Genomic DNA, 18,431 nt, shown 5'->3' with positions numbered 1-18,431 from the left:
CACGTAAGATAGTCAACCAGCTTCACGAAATCGGTGAAGGTTCAATGAGCCTCACACACAGAAATTCGGACAGGCCCCGACCCACATCAGGACACCCCCAGAATCTGTTTTATCTCGATCACGGGCCAGGCCAGGCGACCCATGGCAAGGCTTGACTCCGTGCCCATATATTTCTCCTTCTGCATGGTTTCTCCTATCAGGCACTCTTGCTTGCGGCGATCCGGCTTGCAATCCAGGCGTCAACATCAGAGCTGGGCCACGCCACGGCCTTGCCCGTGATGCGGATGGGAGGAGGGAACTCGCCATGGGCGATAAGTTTGTAGAGGGTTGACCGTGCGAGGCCGGTCTGGGCCTCCACTTGTTTGCGGCGCATGAGCGCGGTCGGTAATGTTGCGGCATGAGTCATTGCCAAACTGCTTTCTCAAAAAGGTCGAAAAAGCTCATAGCTGGGGCCGCCAGACCTGGCGCATGCTTGCCGTTCACCCTGTTACGGGTGAAGGGTGTAGCATGTGCCCTTGAAGTGGACTGCAAATCTCTTCATGGCTTTGTGCCCCTGAAACCCCATTTGCCTTGCCGGGCATCTGGGGTTTCTTGCTATGAGTACCTGTCAGTCTGAGATGGCCCGTGAAGGCCTTTCTTGGACTAACGCAGTGAGTTTAGGAATGCTTTTGCACGGTGCCGGATTTTTGTTTCGACTTTCTTTAGATCACGAAAACCCACTGTTCATGCGGGTTCCAGAGGGGTGGACGGATTCCCGACGGTGAAAATTGAGTGAATTTCTTCCAAAACACATTTTTCTGTGCTATCGAGGGGCGTAACGAGGTCAATATGGTCATGCCACGCGCAAGGTGCGCACGTTGGTAGGGCTCTGTGCTAGGAGCTCAAGGCGTTCTCCTAGCAGTCGCCAAGCGTCGTGCATGGGCCCTTCGTACTTAGCCCGCTGGTAGATTCGCTTCATTTTGTTTTCTTCGGTGTGGTTCAGGCAACGCTCCACGACATCTGGCAGGACTCCCAATTCGGCCATCATGCTGGCCCCGGTGCGGCGCAGGTCGTGCGGCCGCCACTGGCCTCCCGGCAGTGCTAGTGCGTCGATTAGTTTTGTCCTGCCTGACATGGGCTGATCCGTGCGTTGCCTATCGGCTACCTGCTTGGTGACTGTCTTGCTACATACAGGGCCGTTTAGCCGGGATGAAGGGAAGACCCATTCGGTCAGACCAGTAAGTTCCTTCAGGTGTTCGAGCTGGCGCAGCGCAAAGTCGCTCAGCCGGATGGTGTGGGATTTTTTGTTTTTCGTTTTGGGCAGCGTCCACAGGCGGCGTTCAAAATCGACATGATCCCACCGGGCGCCCAGAACCTCGCAAATGCGAGTAATCGTTGCAAGCTGTAGGAGTAAGGCGTTTTGAGAGATGTCGACCAGGCCTGACGTTGGCAGCATCTTGAAGAGTGCGGTCAATTCCGATTCGCTCAAAACACGGTCGCGCTCTCCATCTGGCCCGATCTTGGATTTCTTGATGCGGGCGGTAGGGTCAACCTCGACCAAGTCCCGATCCAGCGCGAAGCCAAACATCTGCCGCAAATCGGAGAGGACGCGCTTTGTCATCCGCACGATGTCGCGCATCATCATCGTGTCAACAATGTTCTGAATGTGTGCTTTAGTGACATCCGCTGCGGCCATGTCGCCGATCTGGGGAAAAACATCCCGCTCGAAAGCTCGCTTGGCCTCGATGCCCTTGTCGGCGCGGGTTCGGAGTTCCAGAGCCTGCCATTGGTCGAACAGGCCCCGGACTGTCAGGCGTGCCTGTTTTTCTGCAAGTTGCTGTAACCGCTCAATTTGCTGGTGAATTGCCTCGGCTTGATCAGCCTGGACCCTGAGCTTGTCGGCGGCCTTCCGGTCGATGGGGTTGATTCCGGACTTGACCTCGGCGGCGAACTTGTCACGCTTATCCCGGATCGCCTTCAACGAGGCGCCGCCCTTGTTTTTCCAAGTTCCGATTGAAATCTGCCGCGGCTTCCCGTTGAGCTTGTAGCGCCACACAACATACACACTCACCTCGCCGCCACGTCCGGCACGCACCGTACCGTACATCGATTCGCCCATGCTGATGCGGCGGCCATCGTCTGCCACCGTGAGCGCTTGCAGTTCCTTAACTGTGATTGCTGTCATGACGTTCCACAAGAAAATTTAGCCACACTTTTAGCCACACCGTTTTCGTGGCTATGAGGGTAATGTAGTGGATCTTTGTGGAATTTTGGATTTTTGTTCAGTTACGTAACCTGTTGATTTATATTAAAAAAATCTAATTTATGAGATTCAGGTGGACTTAGATGGATTGACCAATAATTGCATGGGGTGCAAGGGGTCGCGAGTTCGAATCCCGCCACGCCGACCATTGATAGCAAAAGCCCAGAGCCGTAAGGTTCTGGGCTTTTTTGCTATGTGCAGGCCGGGGCACGCGGGTCCTGGCTTGTCCTTATCCTCTCCTACCGGAAATCCCATGATCAGTGGACTCGTCGCAGGCAAGCTTTTTGGTTCGGTAGAACTGCGCACCGACAAGGCGGGCAAGCCCTTTGCCGTGGCCAAGGTGCTGGCTACCAGTGGCGATGGTGAAACGCTGATCGTGAATGTGATCGGCTTCGAGCCTGCCTTGTGCGCTGCCTTGCAGGCGCTGGGTGAGGGCGAGCCCGTTGCCCTGGCCGGCGGCCTTACGCCCCGGGTATGGACAGACAAGCAGGGCAACACCCGGCCCGCGCTGGACATGGTGGCACACCGTGTGCTGACGGCTTGCGACGCAGGCGACGGCCGCAGGGCGTGATCGCCTGGAGGCGGCGGGGGAATCGACCGCCGCCGCTCATGCGGTTTTGCCTTCAAACGTAAACGATAGTTGGTTCGCCTTGCCGTGCTAGAGCACTGTCTGCGGCTTCCCGCCTGGTTATCCGCTTGAATGCAAGACCGTATCAGGCCATGGACCGCCACTCAGGCCGAAAGGGCTTGCAGCAACTCGGTTTCGATCTCGATCTGCCGGGCGTTGCTTTGCAGTTCCGGGCCCTGGATCAGGAAGGTGTCCTCGACGCGTTCGCCCAGCGTGCTCACCTTGGCCAGCTGCACGCTCAACTGGTGGCGGGCCAGGATACGAGCCACCAGGTAGAGCAAGCCGGCGCGATCGCTCGCCGAGATCGCCAGCAGCCAGCGCTGTGCTTTTTCGTCCGGGCGCAGCGTGACGCGGGGCGCCACCGGAAAGCTCTTGACACGGCGTGACACGCGCCGGGCGGCGGGGTCGGGCAGCGGGCCCCCGGTTTCGATGGCGCGCACCAGATCGTTTTCGACCATGTGCGTGAGTTCGCGGTAGTGGCCCGGCTGGTTGGAGGCAACGACCTGGAAGGTGTCGAGTGCGTGGCCATTGTTGGCCGTGTGCACGCGCGCATCCAGAATGCTGAATCCCGCACGATCGAAGTAGCCGCAGATGCGGGCAAAAAGGTCGGCCCGGTCGGGTGCGTAAACCATGACCTGCAACCCTTCGCCCGCGAGCGACTGGCGTGCGCGCACCACCGGGTGGGCCGCACCCACATGGCGCGACAGGTGGCGGGTGTGCCAGGCGATGTCGGCGGCCTCGTGGCGCATGAAGTAGCTGACATCCAGCGTGGCCCACAGCGCCTTGTGGGCCTCGAAGGGCAGGGCGTTGAGTGCCAGCAGCACCAGCGCCTCGCGCTTGCGGGCCTCGATTTCGGCCGCTGCGTCGGGTGCGCGCCCGCCCAGGGTGCGCAAGGTGGCACGGTACAGGTCTTCGAGCAGCTTGCCTTTCCAGGCGTTCCAGACCTTGGGGCTGGTGCCGCGGATGTCGGCCACGGTGAGCAGGTACATGGCCGTGAGCTTGCGCTCGTCACCCACGCGCTGCGCAAAGGCGGCGATCACGTCGGGGTCGCTCAGGTCCTGCTTTTGCGCCACGGTGCTCATGGTGAGGTGCTCGCGCACCAGGAACTCGATGAGCCGGGCGTCTTCCCGGGCCACACCATGCTGGCGGCAAAAGCGGCGCACTTCCGTGGCGCCTATCAGCGAATGGTCACCACCGCGGCCCTTGCCGATGTCATGGAACAGCGCGGCGATGTACAGGATCCAGGGCTTGTCCCAGCCTGCGGCGAGCTGCGAGCAGAACGGGTATTCATGCGCGTGCTCGGCCATGAAGAAGCGGCGCATGTTGCGCAGCACCATCAGGATGTGCTGGTCCACGGTATAGACGTGGAACAGGTCATGCTGCATCTGCCCCACGATGCCGCGAAACGCCCACAGGTAGCGCCCCAGCACCGATGTCTGGTTCATGAGCCGCATGGCATGCGTGATGCCCGAGGGCTGCTGCAGGATGCGCATGAAGGCGGTGCGGTTGACCGGGTCGCGCCGAAAGGCGCCGTCCATCACGCCGCGTGCGTTGTACAGCGCGCGCAGCGTGCGCACCGAGAGATCCTTGAGTCCCACCGTGGTCTGGTAGAGCAGGAAGGTCTCCAGAATCGCGTGCGGGTCGCGCTCGTACAGGTCATCGCTGGCCACTTCGATGAGCCCGGCTTTCTCGAAAAAGCGCGCGTTGATCGGCCGCGGTTCGTGGGTCGATGGACTCAGGCGCTCTTCGATGTTGAGCAGCAGGATCTGGCTGAGCTGCGACACGGCCTTGGCCGCCCAGTAATAGCGGCGCATCAGGGTTTCACTGGCGCGCATGGGCAGGCGCGTGCCATCGGGCGCTTGCGACCGGTAGCCAAACGATTCGGCCACGGCCGTCTGCAGGTCGAAAACCAGCCGGTCCTCGTGCCGGCCGGCGGCGGCGTGCAGGCGGGCACGGATCAGGCACAGCAGGGCCTCGTTGCGTTCGATCTGGCGTACCTCGAACGCCGTGGCCAGGCCGCTGGCCGCCAGCTCCTTCCAGGTGCTGCCCAGGCCTGCGGCGCGCGCCACCCACAGGATCATCTGCAGGTCGCGCAGCCCTCCGGGCGACTCCTTGCAGTTGGGTTCCAGCGCGTAGGGCGTGTTTTCGTATTTGGTATGCCGCTGGCGCATTTCCAGCGTCTTGGCCACCAGAAAGGCCTGCGCGTCCATCTGGGCGCCGTATTGCTGGCGGAACTGCGCAAACAGGGCCGGGTTGCCACAGACCAGGCGCGACTCCAGCAACGAGGTCTGCACCGTCACATCCAGCGCCGCCTCGGCCAGGCACTCTGCCACCGTGCGCACGCTGGAGCCGATTTCCAGGCCCGCATCCCAGCAACTGCCAATGAAGCTTTCCAGCCGGGTGCGCAGTTCGCATCCTGCCTCTGGCGTGCTGCCTTCGGGCAGCAGCACCAGCACATCGACGTCGGAAAAGGGAAAAAGCTGGTCCCGTCCAAAACCGCCCACCGCCACCAGGGCCAGGTCAGGTGGAAGCTGGGCGCGTTGCCACAAGGTCTGCAGCAAGCCGCCCGCCAGGGTGGAGAGCTTGCGCAGCATCACGCGGATGCCACGGGTTGAGGCGCCTGTAGCCTGCATGCTGGCCAGCAGGGCTGCCTTGTCGAGGCGGTAGGCGTCCCGCAGGGCGTGGATTTCGGTCATGGGCAAGGGAGTGGAAGAAAGCGATGGGCCATGACCTGGGCAAGCAAGAGTCGTGCTCGCGGCAGGCGCACCTCAGGTGGCCGTGGCGGTCACAAAGGCGGGCAGCGGGGGCGAGCCGGCCGACAAAGTCATCACCTCGTAGCCGGTCTCGGTGACCAGCACCGTGTGTTCCCACTGCGCCGACAGGCTGTGGTCCTTGGTGACGATGGTCCAGCCATCGTTGCCGAACTCCTTGATCTCGCGCCGGCCGGCGTTGATCATGGGCTCAATGGTGAACACCATGCCGGGCCTGAGTTCTTCGAGCGTGCCGGGGCGGCCGTAGTGCAGTACCTGGGGCTCCTCGTGGAACACCTTGCCGATGCCGTGGCCGCAAAACTCGCGCACCACCGAGAAGCCATGCCCTTCGGCAAATTTCTGGATGGCGTGACCGATGTCGCCCAGGTGCGCGCCGGGCCGCACCTGCTGGATGCCCAGCCACATGGCGTCGTAGGTCAGGGCGGACAGTCGCTTGGCGGCAATCGAGCATTCGCCAATCAGGTACATGCGGCTGTTGTCGCCATACCAGCCATCCTTGGTGATGACGGTGACGTCCACATTGACGATGTCGCCCTTCTTCAAGGGCTTGTCATTGGGGATGCCGTGGCACACCACATGGTTGACCGAGGTGCACAGTGCACCGGGATAGGGTGGGTAGCCCGGTGGCTGGTAGCCCACGGTGGCCGAGATGGTGCCTTGCTGGGCCATGCATTCGGCGCCCAGGCGGTCGATTTCCTTGGTGGTGATGCCGGGTTTGATGTGCGGCGCGATGTAGTCCAGCACTTCAGAGGCCAGGCGGCAGGCGAGGCGCATGCCGGCGATGTCCTCCGCGGTTTTGATGGTGATACTCATGCCGCAATTATCCCATCGCACCTCAAGCCTTGCCGGGCAGGGGCATGGGCGGTGGGCTGCTCCCGGTAAAATGGCGGGCTGCGCCAAAAGCATCCCTTGCGTCATCTGACCGGGCAGTGGCCGCCTCTGCGGGGTGGCCGCACCCGGTGACGCAGGAGGCCCGTCGCACCTTATCCCCTCTCATTTCGAACAGGCCGCTACCGTGACCTTGCACATGACCACGCTGGCGGGCGGCAACGCCCTCAGCTCCTTTCGCGCCCAGCAACTTCAACCCGCTCTGGAGGCCATTCACCCCCGGATCAGCGGCATTGCGGCACGCTTCGTGCACCTGATCGCTACCGATGCGGCCCCCACGCCCTCCGAAAAAGAGCGCCTGGCAGCGCTGCTGACCTACGGCGATCCGTATGCGGGCCCTGCCGACGGTACCGTCCTCATCGTCACACCGCGCCTGGGCACGCTCTCGCCCTGGGCTTCCAAGGCCACCGACATCGCGCGCAATTGCGGCCTGGCCATTCGCCGGGTCGAGCGCATCACCGAATACCATGTCAGTCTCAAGGCCAGCCTGCTGGGCAAGGCGCCCGAGCTGAGTGCCGAGCAACTGGCCCAGGTGGCCGCCCTGCTGCACGACCGCATGACCGAATCGGTGGTGGCCGACCGCAGCGCCGCTGCCGCGCTGTTCACCGAGCTGCAACCCGTGCCCATGGAGCATGTGGACGTGCTGGCCGGTGGCCGCGCTGCGCTGGAAGCCGCCAACACCCGCTTTGGCCTGGCGCTGGCCGATGATGAAATCGACTACCTCGTGACCGCCTTCACGGGCCTGAAGCGCAACCCCACCGATGTGGAGCTGATGATGTTCGCGCAGGCCAACAGCGAACACTGCCGCCACAAAATCTTCAACGCCGAGTTCACCATCGACGGCGTGGCGCAGGACAAGAGCCTGTTCGGCATGATCCGCAACACGCACCAGCTGGCGCCCCAGCACACGGTGATCGCGTATTCGGACAACGCCTCGGTGATGGAAGGCCATCAGGTGGAGCGTTTTGTGGCAAAGATGGCCGTAAGCGCCCGTGAATCAATTGCCAATAGCTATCAAAAGAGCAGCGTTAGCCAGCATGTGCTGATGAAGGTGGAGACGCACAACCACCCCACGGCCATCTCGCCGTTCCCGGGCGCATCCACCGGCGCGGGTGGCGAGATCCGCGACGAAGGCGCTACCGGCCGGGGCTCCAAGCCCAAGGCCGGTTTGACCGGGTTTACCGTCTCCAAGCTGTGGGGCAGCACCGTGGGCAAGCCCGAGCACATTGCCAGCCCGCTGCAGATCATGGTCGAAGGCCCTCTGGGTGGCGCGGCGTTCAACAACGAATTCGGCCGCCCCAATCTGAACGGCTACTTCCGCGAGTACGAGCAAAACGTCGGTGGCGTTCAGCGCGGCTACCACAAGCCCATCATGATCGCGGGCGGCGTGGGCGTGATCGATGCCGAGCTGACGAAGAAGATCGAATTCCCTGCCGGCTCGCTGCTCATCCAGCTGGGCGGCCCCGGCATGCGCATCGGCATGGGCGGCAGCGCCGCCAGCTCCATGGCCACCGGCACCAATGCGGCCGAGCTGGACTTCGACTCTGTGCAGCGTGGCAACCCCGAGATCGAGCGCCGTGCGCAAGAGGTCATCAACCACTGTTGGGCGCAGGGCGCGGCCAACCCCATCCTCGCCATCCACGACGTGGGTGCGGGTGGTTTGTCGAATGCGTTCCCCGAGTTGACCAACGATGCAGGCCGTGGCGCACGCTTCGATTTGCGTGCCGTGCAGCTCGAAGAATCGGGCATGGCGCCCAAGGAAATCTGGAGCAACGAGTCGCAAGAGCGCTATGTGCTGGCGATTGCGCCCGAATCCCTGCCGCTGTTCCAGGCCTTTTGCGAACGCGAGCGCTGCCCGTTTGCCGTGATCGGCACGGCCACCGAAGAGCGCCAGCTGGTGCTGCACGACCCTGCCGCCACGGCAGAAGACCAAAAGCTGCCCGTGGACATGCCCATGAACGTGCTGCTGGGCAAGCCGCCCAAGATGCACCGCGACGTGAAGACCGTGGTGCGCGAATTCGCACCGATGGACTTGACCGGCGTGCCGCTGCAAAAGGCCGTGATCGACGTGCTGGCCCACCCCACGGTCGCCTCCAAGCGCTTCCTCATCACCATTGGCGACCGCACCGTGGGCGGCCTCAGCCACCGCGACCAGATGGTCGGCCCCTGGCAGGTGCCCGTGGCCGATTGCGCCGTGACGCTGGCCGACTACCGTGGCTTTGCCGGCGAGGCCATGAGCATGGGCGAGCGCACGCCGCTGGCCGCCATCAACGCGCCCGCATCGGGCCGCATGGCGGTGGCTGAAGCCATCACCAACCTGCTGGCTGCGCCCATCGAATTGCCGCGTGTGAAGCTGTCGGCCAACTGGATGGCCGCCTGCGGCGAGCCCGGCGAAGACGCTGCGCTGTACGAAACCGTGAAGGCCGTGGGCATGGAGCTGTGCCCCGCTTTAGGCGTGTCCATCCCCGTGGGCAAGGACAGCCTGTCCATGCGCACCCAGTGGAACGAAGGTTCGGACAAGAAGAAGGTCACGTCCCCCGTCAGTCTGATCGTGAGCGCCTTCGCCTCGCTGTCCGACGTGCGCGGCACGCTCACGCCCCAGCTCGATGCCACCGAGGCCGACACCACGCTGGTGCTGATCGACCTGGGCAAAGGCCAGAACCGCATGGGCGGCAGCATCCTGGGCCAGACGCTGGAGCAAAGCGGCGACGTGGTGCCCGATGTGGACGACCCGCAAGACCTGGTCAACCTGGTCAACGCCGTGAACGCGCTGCGCGCCAAGGGCCAGATACTGGCCTACCACGACCGCAGCGATGGCGGCCTGCTGGCGGCGGCCGCCGAAATGGCCTTTGCCGGCCATGTGGGCGTGGCGCTGAACGTGGACATGCTGGTCACCGAGGGCGACGGCATCAGCGATAGCCGCATGGAAACCGGAGACGCCAAGAACTGGGCGCAGCAAGTCAGCGCGCGCCGCGAAGAACTCACGCTCAAGGCCCTGTTCAATGAAGAACTGGGCGTGCTGCTGCAGGTGCGCACCGCAGAGCGCAACGACGTGATGCAGGTGCTGCGCGAGCACGGCCTGTCCAAGTTCAGCCACTTTGTGGGCAAGACGCGCCCCGTGTCGTCTGAAATCGACGCGGGCAAGGGCGAGCTGCAGGTCTGGCGTGACGCCAAGGCCGTGTTCAGCGCCCCGCTGGCCGACCTGCACCAGGTGTGGGATGCCGTGAGCTGGAAGATCTGCCAGCAGCGCGACAACCCCGCCAACGCCGATGCCGAGCACGCCGCAGCGGGCGATCCCGCCGACCCCGGCCTGCATGTGCACCTCACGTTCGATGCCGCCGACAACGTGGCCGCGCCGTACCTGAATCTGGCCCGCCCCAAGGTCGCCATCCTGCGCGAGCAGGGCGTGAACTCGCATGTGGAAATGGCCTATGCCTTCACCGAGGCGGGCTTCGAGGCATTCGACGTGCACATGACCGACCTGCAGACCGGCCGCGTCAAGCTCGAAGACTTCAAGGGCGTGGTCGCCTGCGGCGGCTTCAGCTATGGCGACACGCTGGGCGCGGGCATTGGCTGGGCGCGCTCCATCACGTTCAACCCCGTGCTGGCCGCGCAGTTCCAGGGCTTCTTTGGCCGCAGCGACACGTTCGGCCTGGGCGTGTGCAACGGCTGCCAGATGTTTGCCGAACTGGCCGACATCATCCCCGGCGCGCAGGATTGGCCGCGTTTTACGACCAACCAGAGCGAGCGCTTCGAGGCCCGCCTCTCGCTGGTGGAAGTGCTGGAGTCCCCCAGCCTGTTCTTGCAAGGCATGGCGGGCAGCCGCCTGCCGATCGCCGTGGCGCACGGCGAGGGTTATGCCAACTTCAAGTACCGGGGCAACGCCGACAAGGCCATTGCCGCCATGCGCTACGTGGACAACCACGGCCGCGCGACCGAGCAGTACCCGTTCAATCCCAACGGCAGCGCGGGCGGCTTGACCGCCGTGACCACGGCCGACGGCCGCTTCGCGGCCATGATGCCGCACCCCGAGCGGGTCTTCCGCAATGTGCAGATGAGCTGGACCAGCGAAGACCAGGCGCAGTACAGCGGCTGGATGCGCATCTGGCGCAACGCGCGCAAGTGGGTAGGGTGAGAGTTTTTTGCTATTGAAATAGCAGTTTGGTGCGCATGCTGTATAAGCGCTAGACGCTATTTTTGTATGTAAACATCTCTTCGAACTCTGGGAGTGATCCATGGCCGCTGGCAGCCTTCTCGCCTTGTTGGACGACATCGCCACCGTCCTCGACGATGTGGCCCTCATGACCAAGGTCGCTGCCAGGAAAAGTGCCGCCATGGCCGATGACGTGTCGGTCATGACCAAGGTGGCGGCACAAAAGACGGCGGGCGTGCTGGGCGACGATCTGGCGCTCAATGCCCAGCAGGTCACCGGCGTGCGCGCCGAGCGCGAAATTCCTGTGGTCTGGGCCGTGGCCAAAGGCTCGCTGGTGAACAAGGCGATTCTGGTACCGGCGGCGCTGCTGATCAGTGCCTTCGCGCCCTGGGCGGTGACACCGCTGCTCATGGTGGGTGGCGCCTTTTTGTGCTTTGAGGGGTTTGAGAAGCTGGCGCACAAGTTTTTGCACAGCACCCAGCACGACGAGGCCGTGCGCGAAAGCCATGCCCAGGCCAATGCCAACCCGGCCGTGGACCTGGTTGCGTTCGAGAAGGACAAGATCAAGGGCGCGGTGCGCACCGATTTCATCCTGTCGGCCGAAATCATCGCCATCACCCTGGGCACGGTGGCCAGTGCGCCGTTTGTGCAACAGGTGGCGGTGCTGGCTGGCATTGCGGTGGTCATGACGATAGGTGTTTATGGCTTCGTGGCGGGCATCGTCAAGCTCGACGACCTGGGGCTGTGGCTCCACAACAAGCCGGGTGCCACGGCCCGTGCGCTGGGCGCGGGCATTGTGCGTGCCGCGCCCTGGTTGATGAAGGCGCTCTCGGTAGCGGGCACGGCGGCCATGTTTCTGGTCGGCGGCGGCATTCTGGTGCACGGGATCCCAGCACTGCAACACGCCGTGGAGGGCGTGGGTGTGGCGGTGGCGCTTTGGCCTGTGGGCGGCCTGTGGGCGGTGCTGGTTCCCAACCTGCTCAATGCCGTGATCGGCATCGTGGCGGGCGGCCTGGTGGTGGTGGGCGTGACGCTGGTGAACCGGCTGCGCAAGGGTGCTACAGCCCCTTGATGCCGGGGTGCATGTGCCGCACCACGCTCAGGGTAACTACCAGGATTTTGACCTGAGGCAAGGTTGACCATTTTGCTAACAGGCTCAATTGCGGTACGGGGGTCGTCCCCGTTCAACCGCATCGAGTTCTGTATGAAAAAAAATCTGCTGGCTGTCGCCGTTCTGTGTGCATTGACCTCTGGCGCTGCCTTTGCGCAACAGGTCGAAAGCCCCTGGCTGGTGCGCGTGCGCGCCGTTCATCTGGACAGTGCCAACAAGGACAGCACGGGGCTGGGCCTGTCGATCAACAACAAGACGATTCCTGAATTCGACATCACGTACTTCTTCAACAAGAACGTGGCTGCCGAGCTGGTCCTCACGGTGCCTCAAAAGCACGACGTGCGTTCCAACGGCACCAACATTGGCACCCTCAAGCACCTGCCACCTTCGCTGCTGCTGCAGTACCACTTTGATGCCCCCGGCTTCAAGCCCTATGTGGGCGCTGGTGTCAACTACACGCGCTTTTCCAGCCTGAACCTGCCCGCCGGCGTGGGCATCGACCGCAACAGCTGGGGCGGTGCCCTGCAAGTGGGCGTGGACATTCCACTCAACAAGAACCTGTCGCTGAACTTCGACGTGAAGAAGGTCTACATCAAGACCGATGTGTTTGCGGGCGGCGTCAAGGCAGGTACCTTCAAGGTCGATCCCGTGCTGGTGGGCGTGGGTCTCGGCTGGCGCTTCTGATGCGAAGGCGCTGCCTGCGCGGCGCCTGGCATCACATGACTCCAAGGTGAAAAGGGCTGGCGCCTGCGCCGGCCTTTTTCTTGAGGGGGCGATTTTTCCCGGTCATCACCGATGCAGGAGCCGGGTGGCTGTGGGTTCTGATCGCCGAATGCTATATAAACAATAGCTGTTGGCGATTTGTGGGATTGCGCTACAACCAAAAAATCGTGAAATGGCATCAGGCCTTGCAATGCAAAGGCTGGCCGGTACGCTTGCGTGTGGGTGCAATCCTGCGTGGCCTGTCGTTGCAGGCTGTCACCCACGATGAACGCAGTGGGGGTAGCCTGTGGCATCGTTCACACCCCGATGCCCGACGCCCACCGCCATGCACCCCACCCACCCTAGCGCTATCACCGAAGGCCTGAACCAGCACCCCGCGCGCATCTCCCCCAAATATTTCTACGACCAGCGCGGCTCGCTGCTGTTCGAGGCCATCACCCGCCTGCCTGAGTACTATCCCACACGCACCGAAAACGCCCTGATGCAGGCGCATGCCGCCGACATGGCCCAGCAGCTGGGCCCTGTGCGCACGGTGATCGAGCCGGGCGCCGGCAGCTGCGAGAAGGCCCGCGTGCTGTGCCGCCGGGTGCGCCCCATCTGCTTTGTGGGGGTGGACATTTCGGTGGATTTCCTGCAAACGGCCGTGCAGCGCCTGCGTGCGGACATCCCGGGCCTGGACGCGCGGGCGGTGGGCGGCGACATGACCCAGGGCCTTGTGTTACCCACCGACATTCCCCGAGCGGGGCGCCTGGTGTTCTATCCGGGTTCTTCCATTGGCAACTTCGACCCGCCCCATGCGCTCGATCTGTTGCGCCACATGCGCGCGCTGGTGGACAGCGACGGCGGCTTACTCATCGGCATTGATCTGCCCAAGGAGGTGGCGGTGCTCGAAGCCGCCTATGACGACGCCGCAGGGGTCACGGCCGCCTTCAACCGCAACGTGCTCACGCACCTGAACCGCCTGATCGGCAGTGACTTTGTGGAAGAGCAGTGGGCCCACCGTGCCTTCTTCAACCGCGAGGCGTCGCGCATCGAGATGCACCTGGAGGCCCTCGCGCCGATTCGCGTGCGCTGGCCGGGCGGCGAGCGCTGCTTTGCGGCCGGCGAGCGCATCCATACCGAAAACAGCTACAAATACCCCCTTGCGGTGTTCACCACCCTGCTGGCCCAGGCGGGTTTTTCGCGTGCGCAGGCATGGACCGATGAACAGGGCTGGTTTGCCGTGGTGCATGCCCGCCCCTGAACCCTCTGCTGGAGCGCTGTCTGGCCATGCATCCCTTGATTTCCCGCTACCTTGACGTTCGCCGCCACACGCTGGGCCTGGCCGAACCCCTGTCGCCCGAAGACTGCGCCGCCCAGTCCATGCCCGACGCCAGCCCGGCCAAATGGCATCTGGCCCACACCACCTGGTTTTTCGAGACCTTTGTGCTGGAGGCGCACGAGAGCGGCTTTGCGCCGTTTGAAGCCGCATTCCGGGTCTTGTTCAACTCGTACTACAACGGTGTGGGCGCCCGGCACCCGCGGCCCCAGCGCGGCCTGCTCACGCGCCCCCCGCTGGCCGAGGTGCTGGCGTACCGGGCCGATGTGGATGCGCGCATGCAGCGCCTGTTGCCCACGCTGGTGCACGACGCAGCCCTGTGCGCGCTGGTGGAGCTGGGCCTGCAGCACGAGCAGCAGCACCAGGAGCTGCTGGTGACCGACATCAAGCACCTGCTGTCGTGCAACCCGATGCACCCGGCCTACCGCCCGGCGCAGCCCGTGGCCGTTGAATGCGCAGCCGCACCGCCGCTGGTCTGGCATGCGTGGGCCGGCGGGCTGGCCGAGATCGGCCATGCGGGCGGCGGCTTTGCGTTTGACAACGAGAGCCCGCGCCACCCGGTGTATCTGCAGCCGTACGCGCTGGCATCGCGCCTGGTCACCAATGTCGAGTTTGCTGCGTTTGTGGACGATGGCGGCTATGGCCAACCCGCCCACTGGCTGGCCGAAGGCTGGGACTGGCGCGCAGCCCAGGGGCTGGAGCAGCCCATGTACTGGCAGCGCGACGGCTCCACCTGGCACGAGTTCACCCTGGCCGGGCTGCGGCCGTTGCAGGGAGCGCAGCCTGTGGTGCACCTGTCGTACTTCGAGGCCGACGCCTATGCGCGCTGGGCGGGTGCCCGCCTGCCCACCGAGGCCGAATGGGAGCACGCCGCAGCGCCGGTGCTTGCCGGCATGGCGGCCAGCGAGGCCCCAGGCAACCTGCTGCACCCCCGCGCTGCGCAGGGCAGGGGCCTGGAGCAGCTGGTGGGCGCGGCGTGGCAATGGACGCAGTCGAGTTACGCGCCATACCCCGGTTTTCGCGCGGCAGAAGGCGCCGTGGGCGAATACAACGGCAAGTTCATGGTGAACCAGTATGTGCTGCGCGGCAGCTCGTGTGCCACACCGCCAGGCCACGCGCGCGCCAGTTACCGCAATTTTTTCCCGGCCACGGCGCGCTGGCAGTTTGCGGGGGTGCGGCTGGCAAAGGACATAGGCTGAGGTGCCTGCAGGGGAGCAACTGCCGCAAGCCGCGGTGCCGGTCTGGATTACGGGGCGGTGCTGCCTTCGGGGGGCTTGCGCGTTCGGCGGGGCCGGGCAGGGGCCTTTTCAGATTTCTGGGGTTTCTTTTCCGCTGCGGCCTGCGGCAATGCGCTGGAAGGCGCTTGCGGCACCGCCTGTGCTTCGGTAGCCGCGGGTGCGGTGGGTTCCGTGGCCGCTTCGGTGGTGGGCGCTGCCGCTTTGCGGGCGCGGCCACGGCCGCGCGCAGGGGCCGCTGGCGGCGCGGGCTCCGCCACTTCGGCGGGCGGCGCTGCGGCAGGTGCTTGCTGCCGGAAATAGCTGGTCATCACGGGCCGCTCTGCCGTCGCGTCGGGCCGCGCCGGGGCGGCGCTGGTGTTGCCCGTGCTGCGAAACACGTAGGCGCCGGATTTTTCGTCGCGGCCAAACTCCAGCAGACCGCGCTGCTGGGCTTCTTCCAGCAGGTTGCCAAAGGCCCGGAAGCCGTAATAGCTTTCGCTGAAATCAGGTTTGCGGCGCTTGATGGCTTCCTTGAGCACGGACGCCCAGATCTTGCCGCTGTCGCCCCGCACGGAGAGCAGGGCGTCAAACGTCTCCACGGCCAGCTCGATGCCCTGGGTGCGGCGCGCCTCCTGCGCTTCCTTGCGGTTGCGCTCCTCCTCGGGCGAGCGCCGGGCCACGGGCGCCGCATCGGACGGCTGGCGCCGCGCCTGCGCGCGCTGGCTCTCGCGCACCAGGTCGTCGTAAAAAATGAACTCGTCGCAGTTGGCGATCAGCAGGTCCGAGGTGGACTGCTTGACGCCCACACCGATGACCTGCTTGGCGTTTTCGCGCAGCTTGGAGACCAACGGAGAAAAGTCCGAATCGCCGCTGATGATGACGAAGGTGTTGACGTGCGACTTGGTGTAGCACAGGTCCAGAGCGTCCACCACGAGGCGGATGTCGGCCGAGTTTTTGCCCGACTGGCGGACATGGGGGATTTCGATCAGCTCGAAATTGGCCTCGTGCATCGTGGCCTTGAAGCCCTTGTAGCGGTCCCAGTCGCAATAGGCTTTCTTGACCACGATGGAGCCCTTGAGCAGCAGGCGTTCGAGCACCGGCTTGATGTCGAACTTGTCGTATTTGGCATCGCGCACTCCCAGTGCGACATTTTCGAAGTCGCAAAACAGTGCCATGCTGATGTTGTCGGTGGGGGATGCCATGGTGATTCCGGTAACGTTGCTGGCTGGATCATCACACGGAAACTGCGACGTACTGCGAACGCCGTAGGCATCTGTCGGGCGGAGCGGTGGACGCGGGCATACTCCCGATCCTTTGTTGCCTTCACGGATTGCTACATGCCCGATTCCCCATCCACTGCGCTGGCTTCCTCCACTCCCACCCGCCGTGGCGTCAGCGCGTGGTGGCGGGCGCTGGCCATTTCCCTGATGGTGGTTCTGCTGATCGCCTGGGCGGCCAGCGCGAGCATGCTCGAACAGCTCAAGGCCCAGATTGCGCACCTGCAGGCCAAGGTGAGCGTGGTGGCCCAGGTGCAGTACCTGTCGGTGCTGCTCGACGGCCAACAGCAGCCGGCCTTGCTGGTCACTGCCGATGTGCAGGGCAGCGTGCTGCAGCTGCAGCGCCTGAACGAAGTGCGCGAGGGTCGGGACGACAGCATGCAGCTGTGGGCCCTGGAGGGCGACAAGCCCCCGCGTTCGCTGGGCGTGGTCACCAGCGCCTACCAGACACTGCAACTGACTACTGCCACCGCCGCGCTGGCGGGGGTGCAGGAACTGGCCATCAGCGTGGAAGACAAGGGCGGAGTCGCCGAAGCGCGCGGGCCCCGCTTGCCTTATCTGTTCAAGGGGGCGCTGGTCAAGAAAGCCCTCTGAGGTTTGCTATTGAAAATATGGCTAATGGCGCTTGTTGCATAAGCGCCAGAGCCTGAAATGGCGCAATTATTCACCCACCGCGCAGTGCGACCCGCGCGGTAGGTGCTGCCTCAGACTTTGTCGAGCGCCTGTGCCAGATCGGCCTGCAGGTCGTCGATGTGTTCGATGCCCACCGACAGGCGCACCATGTTCTCGCTCACGCCCGCCTTGGCCAGCTCTGCGGGGTTGAGCTGGCGGTGCGTGGTGGAGGCCGGGTGCGTGGCCAGCGACTTGGCATCGCGGATGTTCACCAGGCGTGTGAACAGGCCCAGTGCATCGAGGAAGCGGGCGCCAGCAGCGCGCGGGTCGGCGTCACCCGCCTTCAGGCCAAAGCTCAGGATGCCCGAGGCGCGCCCGCCCATCTGGCGCTGCGCCACGGCGTGGTCGGCGTGGTCGGGAAGGCCGGCGTAGCGCACCCATTCCACCTTGAGGTGGCTTTGCAGAAACTTCGCCAGCGCCAGCGTGTTGTCGCAGATGCGGTCCATGCGCAGCGGCAGGGTTTCTATGCCCTGCAGCGTGAGCCAGGCATTGAACGGCGAGAGCGCCGCGCCCATGTTGCGCAGCGGCACCACGCGCGCGCGGCCGATGAAGGCGGCGGCGCCCAGCGCCTCGGTGTAGACCACACCGTGGTAGCTCACGTCGGGCTCGTTCAGGCGCTTGAAGCGGGCCTTGTGCTGGGCCCAGGGGAACTTGCCGCTGTCCACGATGATGCCGCCGATGCTGTTGCCGTGGCCGTTCATGTACTTGGTGAGGGCGTGCACCACGATGTCGGCGCCGTGCTCGATGGGGCGGCACAGGTAGGGGCTGGGCACGGTGTTGTCCACGATCAGCGGCACGCCATGGTCGTGCGCCACCTTGGCGAGTGCGGCGATGTCGGTCACGTTGCCCAGCGGGTTGCCGATGGATTCACAGAACACCGCCTTGGTGCGTGCGTCGATCAGCTGGGCAAAACTGGCCGGGTCGCGCGGGTCGGCGAAGCGCACCTCGATGCCTTGCTGCGGAAAGGTGTGGGCAAACAGGTTGTAGGTGCCGCCATACAGCGTGCTGGCCGAGACGATGTTGTCGCCGGCCTCGGCAATGGTCTGGATGGCCGCCGTGATGGCCGCCATGCCCGAGGCCAAGGCCAGCGCCGCCACGCCGCCTTCGAGGGCTGCCACGCGCTGCTCCAGCACGTCGGTGGTGGGGTTCATGATGCGTGTATAGATGTTGCCCGGCACCTTCAGGTCGAACAGGTCGGCGCCATGCTGGGCGCTGTCGAATGCATAGGCCACGGTCTGGTACAGCGGCACGGCGGCAGACTTGGTGGTGGAGTCGGGCTGGTAGCCGGCGTGGACGGCCAGGGTTTCGATGTGCATGGGGCGGTCTCTCTGTCGTTGAGTGTTGTCGATGACCCGCAAAGTCGCGGCGCCAGCGCGCATTCTTGCACTGGCCGCTGCCGGGGCCCATCGAATCGTGCGCGATGTGCTTATG

12 protein-coding genes and 1 pseudogene are annotated in these 18,431 nt (G+C 64.2%); 7 read left to right on the top strand and 6 right to left on the bottom strand.

All coding sequences use genetic code 11. From position 1 onward, the window contains the following. Positions 1–196: 196 nt before the first annotated feature. Both AC1RDS_RS17755 and AC1RDS_RS17750 read right to left on the bottom strand, forming a co-directional pair. Positions 197–373 carry a helix-turn-helix transcriptional regulator gene (locus AC1RDS_RS17755; RefSeq protein ID WP_492227199.1) on the bottom strand — a complete coding sequence of 59 codons (177 nt, stop codon included), beginning with the start codon at positions 371–373 and terminating at the stop codon, positions 197–199. Between the two features lie 459 nt (positions 374–832). Beyond that, positions 833–2,164: a tyrosine-type recombinase/integrase gene (locus tag AC1RDS_RS17750; RefSeq protein WP_492227198.1), complete on the bottom strand. Its 1,332-nt coding sequence runs from the start codon at positions 2,162–2,164 to the stop codon at positions 833–835. A 331-nt stretch (positions 2,165–2,495) separates the two neighbouring features. Between AC1RDS_RS17750 and AC1RDS_RS17745 the strand changes: the two genes are divergently transcribed. Next, complete coding sequence (locus tag AC1RDS_RS17745; RefSeq protein WP_287877402.1) at positions 2,496–2,813, top strand: single-stranded DNA-binding protein; 318 nt, start codon at positions 2,496–2,498, stop codon at positions 2,811–2,813. A 161-nt stretch (positions 2,814–2,974) separates the two neighbouring features. On the opposite strand, the gene AC1RDS_RS17740 is transcribed toward AC1RDS_RS17745, so the two are convergent. Both AC1RDS_RS17740 and map read right to left on the bottom strand, forming a co-directional pair. Beyond that, a complete protein-coding gene (locus AC1RDS_RS17740) occupies positions 2,975–5,566 on the bottom strand; it encodes a [protein-PII] uridylyltransferase (RefSeq protein WP_287877401.1) in 2,592 nt (863 codons plus the stop codon). Between the two features lie 72 nt (positions 5,567–5,638). Continuing rightward, entirely contained in the window at positions 5,639–6,454 is an 816-nt protein-coding gene (gene map, locus AC1RDS_RS17735; RefSeq protein ID WP_092696652.1) for a type I methionyl aminopeptidase, read from the bottom strand. A gap of 202 nt (positions 6,455–6,656) precedes the next feature. Here map and purL point away from each other — a divergent pair, with 202 nt between their 5' ends. The 5 genes from purL (at position 6,657) to egtB (ending at position 15,033) form a co-directional block, all read left to right on the top strand. After that, positions 6,657–10,664, top strand: a complete 4,008-nt coding sequence (gene purL / locus AC1RDS_RS17730; RefSeq protein WP_492227197.1) for a phosphoribosylformylglycinamidine synthase — start codon at positions 6,657–6,659, stop codon at positions 10,662–10,664. Positions 10,665–10,764: 100 nt separating this feature from the next. Continuing rightward, complete coding sequence (locus AC1RDS_RS17725; protein WP_492227196.1) at positions 10,765–11,754, top strand: DUF808 domain-containing protein; 990 nt, start codon at positions 10,765–10,767, stop codon at positions 11,752–11,754. A 132-nt stretch (positions 11,755–11,886) separates the two neighbouring features. Then, positions 11,887–12,477 (top strand): OmpW/AlkL family protein, encoded by a 591-nt coding sequence (locus tag AC1RDS_RS17720; protein WP_092696655.1) that lies wholly within the window; start codon positions 11,887–11,889, stop codon positions 12,475–12,477. Between the two features lie 364 nt (positions 12,478–12,841). Further along, a complete protein-coding gene (gene egtD, locus AC1RDS_RS17715) occupies positions 12,842–13,759 on the top strand; it encodes an L-histidine N(alpha)-methyltransferase (protein ID WP_492227195.1) in 918 nt (305 codons plus the stop codon). Between the two features lie 26 nt (positions 13,760–13,785). Next, positions 13,786–15,033: an ergothioneine biosynthesis protein EgtB gene (gene egtB / locus AC1RDS_RS17710; RefSeq protein WP_492227194.1), complete on the top strand. Its 1,248-nt coding sequence runs from the start codon at positions 13,786–13,788 to the stop codon at positions 15,031–15,033. Positions 15,034–15,434: 401 nt separating this feature from the next. Here the strand turns inward: egtB and AC1RDS_RS17705 are convergent. Beyond that, positions 15,435–16,253, bottom strand: a pseudogene (locus tag AC1RDS_RS17705) (NYN domain-containing protein); the annotation flags it as partial. 135 nt (positions 16,254–16,388) lie between these two features. Between AC1RDS_RS17705 and AC1RDS_RS17700 the strand changes: the two are divergent. Continuing rightward, positions 16,389–16,922: an anti-sigma factor gene (locus tag AC1RDS_RS17700; protein ID WP_287877391.1), complete on the top strand. Its 534-nt coding sequence runs from the start codon at positions 16,389–16,391 to the stop codon at positions 16,920–16,922. Positions 16,923–17,032: 110 nt separating this feature from the next. Here the strand turns inward: AC1RDS_RS17700 and AC1RDS_RS17695 are convergent, their stop codons facing one another. Beyond that, positions 17,033–18,316 (bottom strand): O-acetylhomoserine aminocarboxypropyltransferase/cysteine synthase family protein, encoded by a 1,284-nt coding sequence (locus AC1RDS_RS17695; protein ID WP_492227193.1) that lies wholly within the window; start codon positions 18,314–18,316, stop codon positions 17,033–17,035. Between the last annotated feature and the right edge of the window lie 115 nt (positions 18,317–18,431).

It is taken from the genome of Acidovorax sp. GW823-FHT02H02 (genome assembly GCF_058797075.1).
This window is presented reverse-complemented; position numbering and strand designations above follow the sequence as displayed.

Coding starts and splice junctions, on each gene's coding strand:
- AC1RDS_RS17755 (WP_492227199.1), bottom strand. CDS start 373: ATGCGCCGCAAACAAGTGGAGGCCCAGACCGGCCTCGCACGGTCAACC.
- AC1RDS_RS17750 (WP_492227198.1), bottom strand. CDS start 2,164: ATGACAGCAATCACAGTTAAGGAACTGCAAGCGCTCACGGTGGCAGAC.
- AC1RDS_RS17745 (WP_287877402.1), top strand. CDS start 2,496: ATGATCAGTGGACTCGTCGCAGGCAAGCTTTTTGGTTCGGTAGAACTG.
- AC1RDS_RS17740 (WP_287877401.1), bottom strand. CDS start 5,566: ATGACCGAAATCCACGCCCTGCGGGACGCCTACCGCCTCGACAAGGCA.
- map (WP_092696652.1), bottom strand. CDS start 6,454: ATGAGTATCACCATCAAAACCGCGGAGGACATCGCCGGCATGCGCCTC.
- AC1RDS_RS17725 (WP_492227196.1), top strand. CDS start 10,765: ATGGCCGCTGGCAGCCTTCTCGCCTTGTTGGACGACATCGCCACCGTC.
- AC1RDS_RS17720 (WP_092696655.1), top strand. CDS start 11,887: ATGAAAAAAAATCTGCTGGCTGTCGCCGTTCTGTGTGCATTGACCTCT.
- egtD (WP_492227195.1), top strand. CDS start 12,842: ATGCACCCCACCCACCCTAGCGCTATCACCGAAGGCCTGAACCAGCAC.
- egtB (WP_492227194.1), top strand. CDS start 13,786: ATGCATCCCTTGATTTCCCGCTACCTTGACGTTCGCCGCCACACGCTG.
- AC1RDS_RS17700 (WP_287877391.1), top strand. CDS start 16,389: ATGCCCGATTCCCCATCCACTGCGCTGGCTTCCTCCACTCCCACCCGC.
- AC1RDS_RS17695 (WP_492227193.1), bottom strand. CDS start 18,316: ATGCACATCGAAACCCTGGCCGTCCACGCCGGCTACCAGCCCGACTCC.